The 8310-nt window shown below is 70.2% G+C and carries 6 protein-coding genes; 1 reads left to right on the forward strand and 5 read right to left on the reverse strand.

Translation table 11 applies throughout. From position 1 onward, the window contains the following. Nucleotides 1–125: 125 nt before the first annotated feature. Complete coding sequence (locus tag AC3WQM_RS19335) at nt 126–980, forward strand: helix-turn-helix domain-containing protein (RefSeq protein WP_062477152.1); 855 nt, start codon at nt 126–128, stop codon at nt 978–980. Here AC3WQM_RS19335 and AC3WQM_RS19340 read toward each other — a convergent pair. From AC3WQM_RS19340 to AC3WQM_RS19360, 5 genes are all read right to left on the reverse strand, one after another. Then, nucleotides 886–3144 (reverse strand): acyl-CoA dehydrogenase, encoded by a 2259-nt coding sequence (locus AC3WQM_RS19340; RefSeq protein ID WP_489057994.1) that lies wholly within the window; start codon nt 3142–3144, stop codon nt 886–888. The two genes, AC3WQM_RS19335 and AC3WQM_RS19340, sit on opposite strands and share 95 nt — an antisense overlap. A gap of 131 nt (nt 3145–3275) precedes the next feature. Then, the gene (locus AC3WQM_RS19345; protein WP_489057993.1) at nt 3276–3866 is read right to left on the reverse strand and encodes a hypothetical protein; all 591 of its coding nucleotides are present in this window, start codon (nt 3864–3866) and stop codon (nt 3276–3278) included. An 11-nt stretch (nt 3867–3877) separates the two neighbouring features. Next, a complete protein-coding gene (locus tag AC3WQM_RS19350) occupies nt 3878–5044 on the reverse strand; it encodes a DUF2827 domain-containing protein (RefSeq protein ID WP_492680927.1) in 1167 nt (388 codons plus the stop codon). After that, nucleotides 5041–6192 (reverse strand): DUF2827 domain-containing protein, encoded by a 1152-nt coding sequence (locus AC3WQM_RS19355; RefSeq protein ID WP_492680929.1) that lies wholly within the window; start codon nt 6190–6192, stop codon nt 5041–5043. Before AC3WQM_RS19355 ends, AC3WQM_RS19350 begins: the two co-directional genes overlap by 4 nt. A 95-nt stretch (nt 6193–6287) precedes the next feature. Further along, nucleotides 6288–8310 (reverse strand): YadA family autotransporter adhesin (locus AC3WQM_RS19360; RefSeq protein ID WP_492680931.1); only part of this gene is annotated, 2023 nt, incomplete at its 5' end.

An 8310-nucleotide genomic window follows, 5' to 3' on the forward strand; every position in this document is an offset into this window, starting at 1 on the left:
TCCTGGGTGGGTACGCAGCAGGCCAGTCCTGCTGCGTTGGGGTCGATGATTCCGCCGGGCGTGGATCGCGTCGATGACCTGGGAGGTCATGGCGCCACGCCGCCGCCGCGCCAGAATGCGGCTCCATGAACACCCCCCGCACCCATTCGTCCAAAGCCGCCGCCGCCGGCCTGCCCGGCGCGCGCGATCCGTTCGGCGCCCACCTGCGGCACTGGCGCACCCACCGCCGCCTGAGCCAGCTCGACCTGGCGCAGGAGGCCGAGGTCTCGACCCGCCACCTGAGCTACGTGGAAACCGGCCGCGCCGCGCCGAGCCGCGAGATGGTGCTGCGGCTGGCCGAGCGCCTGGACGTGCCGCTGCGCGAGCGCAACGCGCTGCTGGTGGCCGCCGGCTTCGCGCCCATGTACCGCCAGCGCTCGCTCGACGACCCCGCCATGGCCTCGGCGCGCCGCGCCATCGACTTGGTGCTGAAGGGCCACGAGCCCTTCCCCGCGCTGGCCGTGGACCGCCACTGGAACCTGGTGGCGCACAACGCGTTGGTGCCGCTGCTCATGGAAGGCTGCTCGGCCGAGCTGCTGAAGCCGCCCATCAACGTGCTGCGCCTGAGCCTGCACCCCGAGGGCGTGGCGCCGCGCATCGCGAACCTCGCGCAGTGGCGCACGCACCTGCTGGAGCGGCTGCAGCAGCAGATCGCCGCCACCGGCGACACCGTGCTGCAGGCGCTGCACGACGAGCTGGAGGGCTACCCGCCGCCGGCCGTGAGCCATGACGCGCCGCTGCTTGACACCGCCCTGTCGGCCGTGGCCGTGCCGTTCCAGGTGGTCATGCCCAGCGGCGTGCTGAGCTTCATCAGCACCATCACCATCTTCGGCACGCCGGTGGACGTCACGCTGCAGGAACTCGCGGTGGAGTCGTTCTTTCCGGCGGACGAGCAGACGGCGGCGGCGCTGACGGCACTGGCGGCGCAGCAGGCGCGCTGAGGCCGGCGCTGCCGTCCGCATTGCGCGCCGGCCCCTCGAAGTCGTCGACCTGGATCACCTTGTCGGCCGCCTGCAGGTAGGCCAGCGCCAGCGCGGGGTCGCTGGCCGATTGCGCCGCCTCGTCGAGCGAGCGCGTGCGGCGCAGCACCTTGTTGAGCGCGGCCGTCTCGTCGCCCAGTTGCGCGCCGAGCGCCATCGCCTGCATCAGGTCGCGCAGGCCGCCCGGGCCGGGCTCCGACAGATCGGGCACGAGCCGCGCGACCACGTCCGGGCGCGTGCGCAGCAGTTCGGCCAATGCCATCAGCTGCACGTCGCGCAGCGGCGCCAGGTGCGCGGTGCGGCGCAGCACCAGCGCACCGAGCAGGCGCCGCCCCGGTGTCGGCAGGTTGGCGTACAGGTCGCGCAGGATCTTGCCGGCTTCGTCCAGCTGCAGCCGGATCGCGGCCTGCGCAAAGGGCAGCAGCTCGGGCGCCGCATCGACGCGGTAGCGCCACACGCAGGCGCTCGCCAGGTACAGGTGGGCCAGCACATCGCCCAGCCGCGCCGACAGCAGCTCCATGCGCTTGAGCTTGCCGCCGAGCAGCCCCATGGCCAGGTCGGCGGTGAGCGCGTACTTGGCGCTCATGCGCGCGATGAGGCGCGCTTCGCCCGCCAGCGCCTCGGGCGGATCGCCGAGCACCGGCGCGCCGAACAGGCTGTGCCACAGGTTGCGCGCCACATGCCTGCCGTGCGCGATGAGCGCCCGGCCGAGCGCGGCTTCATCTTTCGCCTGCACCGCCGCCATCTCGTCGAGCACGTGCGGGTGGCAGCGCACCGCGCCCTGCCCGAACACGATGAGCGCGCGCGTGAGGATGTTCGCGCCCTCCACCGTGATCGCGATCGGCGCCTGCCGGTAGGCCACGCCGAGCAGGTTCGACGGGCCCGAGATGATCCCCTTGCCGCCGAGGATGTCCATGCCCCGGTTCACCGCGCGCCGGCCAGCCTCGGTGAGCTGCACCTTGAGGATCGCGCTGGCCACGCTGGGTCGCTCGCCCGCATCGAGCGCGGCGGCGGTGAAGCGGCGCGCGGCGTCGGTCGCGTACAGCTCGGCCGACATCTGCGCGACCAGCCCCGCCACCGCATGGAACTTGCCCACCGGCAGGCCGAACTGCTCGCGGATCTGGCCGTAGGCGTTGCTCACGTACAGCGCCGTCTGCTGCATGGCCGAGCCCAGCGCGGGCAGCGAGATGGCGCGGCCCGCGGCCAGGCATTCCATCAGCATGCGCCAGCCCTGCCCCACCTGCGGCTCGCCGCCGATGACCCAGTCCATCGGCACGAACACCTGCCGGCCGTGGATAGGGCCGTTCATGAAGGCGCTGTCCATCGGTCGGTGGCGCCGGCCGATCTCCATGCCCTCGTGCGGCACGGGAATCAGCGCGCAGGTGATGCCGAGTTCGCGCTGGCCTTCGGGCCGACTCTCGTCGACGGCATGGAACGCGAGGCCGACCACGGTGGCGACTGGCGCGAGCGTGATGTAGCGCTTGTCGAATTCGACCAGGAAGCCGCGCGTGCGCCGGCCCTGGAACTCGCGCTCGACGAGCACGCCGCGGTCAGGAATGGCGGCGGCGTCGGAGCCCGCATAGGGCGAGGTCAGGCCGAAGCACGGCAGCTCGCGGCCGTCGGCCAGGCGCGGCAGGTAGTGGTCTTTCTGCGCGTCGGTGCCGTAGCGCAGCAGCAGCTCGGCCGGCCCGAGGGAGTTGGGCACCATCACCGTGACGGCCGTGGCGACATTGACGCTCGCGATGCGCGCCACCACGGTCGCGTGCGCGTAGTGGCCGAAACCCAGGCCGCCGAAGGCCTCGGGAATGATCATTCCGAAGAAGCGCTTCTCGCGCAGGAAGCGCCACACCTCGGGCGGCAGGTCGTGCGCCTGGTCGATGGCGTGGTCGTCGAGCATGCGGCACAGCGCGGGCACCTCGTTCGCCAGAAAGGCTTCTTCGCGTGCGCTGAGCTGGTTGGGGCCGGCGGCCGTGAGCGCGTCGAAATCGGGGCGCCCGGCAAAGAGCTGGCCCTCGAACCCGACCGTGCCGGCCTCGAGCGCGGCACGTTCGGTGTCGCCCAGCGGCGGCAGGGCCTTGGAGAAAGGCTGCATCGCCCATCGGCCGATCAGGGTCGCCAGTGGCATGGGGTCTCCTTGCGCCGCGTTGGAGCGCGCGGCCTCCGTCCATTCTTGGACGGATGCGGCCCACGCCGCGGCCGGTCAAGGGCGTTCGCGCGTGTCGGAGACGGGCTCGCGCGCCCTTGAATCGGCCTGGATCAGCGGCGCTTGGGCGCCTGCCCCGCCGGCGCGGCGGCAGGCATGGGCGCAGTCGGGTCGCGCCAGCCGTACTCGACATAGCGGCGGATCACGAGGCAGCCCGGCGGCGAATCGATCAGCGAGACCGACGAGGTCGGCTCCTTGTCGTCGGTGTAGACCGTGTAGATCGGCAGCAGCGCCGTGCGCTTGTAGTTCTTCAGTTCCTGCTCGGCCACGCTGGCGCAGGTGTAGGGCGCGACCGAGATGCGCTCGGCCGACACGGTGCAGGCACCGCTGTCGTCGGGAATGGCGGTGATCGACGCGGCCACGCCCGCGTTCGGGAACTGGATGCCGATCAGCGAGAACACCGGGCCGGCGTCGGGGCGCTTGCGGTCCCAGTCGAGCAGCACGTCGTGCGCGCGGCTGCCCTGCACGGTGAGCGTCGCCAGCCGCGTGATGGCGGGCAGGCAGCGCTGAACGCCGACGCTGGCGGCGGCGCGCGTGAGCGTGTCCTGCGGCGGCGCGGGCGGGGCCAGCACGCCTTGCGCAAACGCGCTGCCGGCCATCGCAAGCACACAGGCGGCAGCGGTGAATCGGGCCAAGGCGGTCATCGGTGTCGCCTTCACGCGTAGAGGCTCTCGATGGCCGCCGAGTAAAGGCGCACGTTCTCCTCGCCTTCCGGGTCGAGCCTGGCGATGAGGTCGCGGGCGCGCTCGCGGTAGGCCGGCAGGTTGGCGTCGTGCTCGGCGAACGCGCGACGCAGCGCCTGCCCGCCCTCCTCGCAGTCGAAGCCATGGTAGCGGTAGCCGCAGTCGCCGATCAGGTGCGAGTTGTGGATGAGCGGCCAGCCGCCGTACAGCGCCTCGTAGTAGAGGTAGTTCTGCGCGTTCTCCCAGTGGTGCGCAAAGACCGCATCGATCGCGCCCGGCAGCACCTGGTACAGCGGAAAGCGCCCTTCGAAGGTCGCCAGGCCGTGCCGCACCAGATCGAGGCTCTGGGCGAAGGCGACGAAGTTCGGCTTGTCCTTCAGGTGGAAGCTGTTGTAGACCCACATCTTCTCGATGAGGCGCGGCTGCGCGCGGTGCGCCGACTCGCAACCCAGCATCGGGATGAAGCTGGTCTTCACCATGCAGATGTTGGGCTCGAAGATGGCCACGCGCCACTGCTTGCGCCCCGGCTCGTAGGCGAAGCGCTTGCCCTCGGCGCCGCGCGCCATCGCCTTCTCGACCACCATCGGGCTCCACAGGTGCGGCATGAGCTTGGTGGGTGCGCGGAAGGTGCTCGCGAAGTACGGCTTGCAGGAGATTTCGTACTCGGGCAGCGTCCACACCTCGTCGTACGGCGCGCCGCTGACCAGCATGCCGTGCGGCTTGTTGAAGGTCATGCGTTCGATGTCGATCACGTAGTCGTTGCCCACGCGCATCGAGACGATCTTGCCGCCGCGTTCGCGGAACGCCACCGACCACTCGCGGCCGAGCTGCGCGCTCATCTCGATCATGAGGTCGAGCTCCTGCGCGGCGGTGGCCATGTCGATGATCGGCACCGGCGAATCGGCCAGGAAGTTGGTGGCATCGGCCGGGCCGCCGTCGCCGCCGCCGGCCACCAGCACCGTGCGCTCGACGCAGGGCGAGCGCAGCAGCAGCATCACGAGGAACAGGCAGTTCTGGTAGACGCCGTTCTCCCACAGGCTCTGCTCGCCCTTGCGGATGAAGATGGAGACACCGACCTTCAGGCGGGTCGGCGTGGCGGCCGCGCGCGGGCCTGCGGTGGGGTTCTGCACGTCGCTCATGCGGCCACCTTCGCGTTGCCGGCACGGAACGCCGGGTCGCCACCGACCAGGTGCAGCAGCCGCTGTGCGTAGCCGTCGATGTTGGCCGTGTTCATCGGGTCGATCGCGTCGAACACGCGCTGGCTGCGCGCGCGGTAGTCATCGAGCTGTGCATCATGGCCGCGCACCGCTGCGGCGAGCTGCTCGGCACCGACGGCGATGTCGAAGTCGGGGTAGTAGTAGCCGGCGTCGCGCAGCCAGGGCGAGTTGTGCACCAGCGGGTAGTTGCCGTACAGCGCGTCGAGGTAGCTGTAGTTCTGGTCGTTCTGCCACTGGTGCGACACCACCGCGTCGGCGTGCTGCACCATGAAGCCCGCGAAGTCGTGCCGCCCGTGGAAGGTGGCCTTGTGCTGGCGCACGATGTCCAGCGAGTTCGCCAGGTAGAGCATCGTCGGGTGGTCTTTCAGGTGCAGCGTGTTGAGCACGTGCATCGCCGCGACGTGCTCCGGGTTGGCGCGGTAGGCCTCGTCGGTGATCAGCATCGGGATGCTGCACGACTTCACCACCGAGATGTTCGGCTCGAAGATCGCCACCCGGAAACCCGGCTGCTGCGCCGTGCGCGGCTGGTAGCCGAAGCGGAAGCCCTGCGCCTGCACCTCGTCCACGCGCTGTGCCAGGAACTGCGGCGACCAGAGGTACGGCACCTCGTGCACCGGGCAGCGGTGCAGCGTGCGCATCATCGGCGCAAAGCCCGCGTCCTTGGGCAGCAGCCAGATCTCGTCACAACGGTCGGTGGCGCCGAAGTGCCCCTGGTCGGCAAAGATGATCGGCTCGGCCAGCGCCACGAAGGGCTGCCCCACGCCGTGGAAGGCCACGCGACCGCCGCAGGCGCGGAAGTACGAGAGCCACTGCAGGTCGAGGGCACCCGCCATTTCGATGACCACGTCGAGCGCGTCGGTCAGCTCGCGGGCGCGGCCCAGCGTGAGGCCCATCGCCGACAGGTCGACCTGCGGCGGCATGGCCTGCTGGTCGCCCGCATCGATGAGCGTGACGGACTCGACGAATTCGATGCGTTGCAGCAGCCGGGCCAGGAACAGGACGTTCTGTCCCATTCCGTTTTCCCAGATGTTCTGCCCCGCGTGGGAGAGGACTGAAATACCGATGCGCATGGGCGAAGTGTGTACCAAAAAACAATGGCTCCCGCGCGCAGGGCGCGGGAGCCACCGGGGCCGGGCGTCAGCCGGGCGCTTGCTCGCTCAGCGGTTTACTTCCACTTCCAGCCGATGCCGGCGTTCACGCCCCACTCCTTGCCGGTGGTCGTCAGGCCCGCGCCCCAGGACATCTTGCCGTCGTCCGACAAGGCCTTGAAGGTCAGCGCCACGGCGCTGTAGCCCTGGTACGAACCCAGGCCGACGCCGACCGTCTTCTCGCCCGGGTACAGCGTGGGCAGGTAGGTGCCCGACATCGCGAAGGCCATCGCCGTGCCCGAGTAGGCGATGCGCGCCACGTCGCCCACCTGCTTTTGCACCTGCTGCAGCTGACCCAGGTTGACCGCGTCGGTCGGCAGGATGCCCGGCGCCACGTTGCTGATGCGCGTGGGGCCCGAAGTCTCGGTGCCCAACGTGATCTGGTTGTAGTTCACCGATCCGTCGGGGTTGGTGGCGTACTGCACGCTGCTGGCCTTCGCGGCCGCCGAGACCGCCTTCAGCTGCGCCACGTTGGTCGCGTCGCTGTCGGCCGAGCCGGCTGCCACGCCCGTGATCTGGCGGAACTGGTTGTTGGCCGCATCGCCCACCGACACCGCCGCCTGCGTGCTGGTCGTGGCCTTGATGGCCGCTTCCTGCTGCGCATTCGCGCTGCCCGGCACGTAGCCAGCCACGCCCGCCGCCCGCGAGGCCACCGAGTTCGCACCCAGTGCCACGCCGCCGGTCTGCTGGACCACCGCGCCGAAACCGATGGCCGTGCCCTGCGCGATGTTCTGCGCCTTGCTCAGCGGCGTGCCGCCGGCGTCCGCACCGTCACCCAGGGCCACGCCGCCGCCGCCGGCACGGGAGTTCGCGCCGATCGCCTGCGAGCCCGTGGCCAGCGCCCCGGTGCCGATGGCGATGGCGTTGGTGCCCGTGGCCTGCGCCCCGAAGCCCACCGCCACCGCGCCGTCGGCCGTGGCCTTCGCGCCGTTGCCGGCCGCGAAGGAGTTGGCGCCGCTGGCTTCGGAACGCGGCCCGATCGCCACCGCTTCCGCACCGGTGGCCTTGGAGTCGGTGTTGGTCGAATTGGCGTGGAAGTACTTCGTGCCCTTGTCGTTGATCGTGTTGACCGTCGTGCTCAGGCTGCTGATGCTGCTGGTGGCCGTGCTCAGGCCGGTCGACGTCGAGGTCGACAGGCTGGCGATGCCGCTGGCCGCGCCACCCACGCTGGTGGACAGGCTGTCCAGGTTGCTGTTGGTGGTGCTCAGGCCGGTCGACAGGCTGCTGACGTTGCTGTTGGTCGTGCTCAGGCCCGTGGACAGGCTGCTCACGTTGCTGTTCGTCGTGCTCAGGCCGGTCGACAGGCTGCCGACGTTGCTGTTGGTCGTGCTCAGGCCGGTGGACAGGCTGCCCACGCTGCTGGCCACCGTGCTCAGGCCCGACGACAGGCTGCCGACATTGCTGTTGGTCGTGCTCAGGCCGGTCGAGAGGCTGGAGATACCGCTGGTGGCGGTGCTCAGGCCGCTCGACAGGCTGCCGATGCCGCTGTTGGCGGTGCTCAGGCCGGTCGAGGTCGAGGACGACAGGCTGCCCAGGTTGCTGTTCGTCGTGCTCAGACCCGTCGACAGGCTGAAGATGCCGCTGGTGGCGGTGCTCAGGCCCGACGAGAACGAGGTGGACAGGCTGCTCACGTTGCTGTTCGTCGTGCTCAGGCCGGTGGACAGGCTGTCGATGCTGCTCGTGGCGGTGCTCAGGCCCGACGAGGTCGAGGTCGAGAGGCTGTCGACGTTGCTGTTCGTCGTGCTCAGGCCGGTCGAGAGGCTGTCGATGTTGCTCGTGGCGGTGCTCAGGCCCGACGACGTGGAGGTCGAGAGGCTGCCGACGTTGCTGTTCGTCGTGCTCAGGCCGGTCGAGAGACTCGAGATGCCGCTGGTCGCCGTGCTGAGGCCCGTCGACAGGCTGGAGATGCCACTGGTTGCAGAGCTCAGACCGGTCGACAGGCTGCCCACGTTGCTGTTCGTGGTGCTCAGGCCGGTCGAGAGGCTGTCGATGTTGCTCGTGGCGGTGCTCAGGCCCGACGACGTGGAGGTCGAGAGGCTG

This window comes from Variovorax sp. FW301-JW7 (genome assembly GCF_058788795.1).

Coding starts and splice junctions, on each gene's coding strand:
- AC3WQM_RS19335 (WP_062477152.1), top strand. CDS start 126: ATGAACACCCCCCGCACCCATTCGTCCAAAGCCGCCGCCGCCGGCCTG.
- AC3WQM_RS19340 (WP_489057994.1), bottom strand. CDS start 3,144: ATGCCACTGGCGACCCTGATCGGCCGATGGGCGATGCAGCCTTTCTCC.
- AC3WQM_RS19345 (WP_489057993.1), bottom strand. CDS start 3,866: ATGACCGCCTTGGCCCGATTCACCGCTGCCGCCTGTGTGCTTGCGATG.
- AC3WQM_RS19350 (WP_492680927.1), bottom strand. CDS start 5,044: ATGAGCGACGTGCAGAACCCCACCGCAGGCCCGCGCGCGGCCGCCACG.
- AC3WQM_RS19355 (WP_492680929.1), bottom strand. CDS start 6,192: ATGCGCATCGGTATTTCAGTCCTCTCCCACGCGGGGCAGAACATCTGG.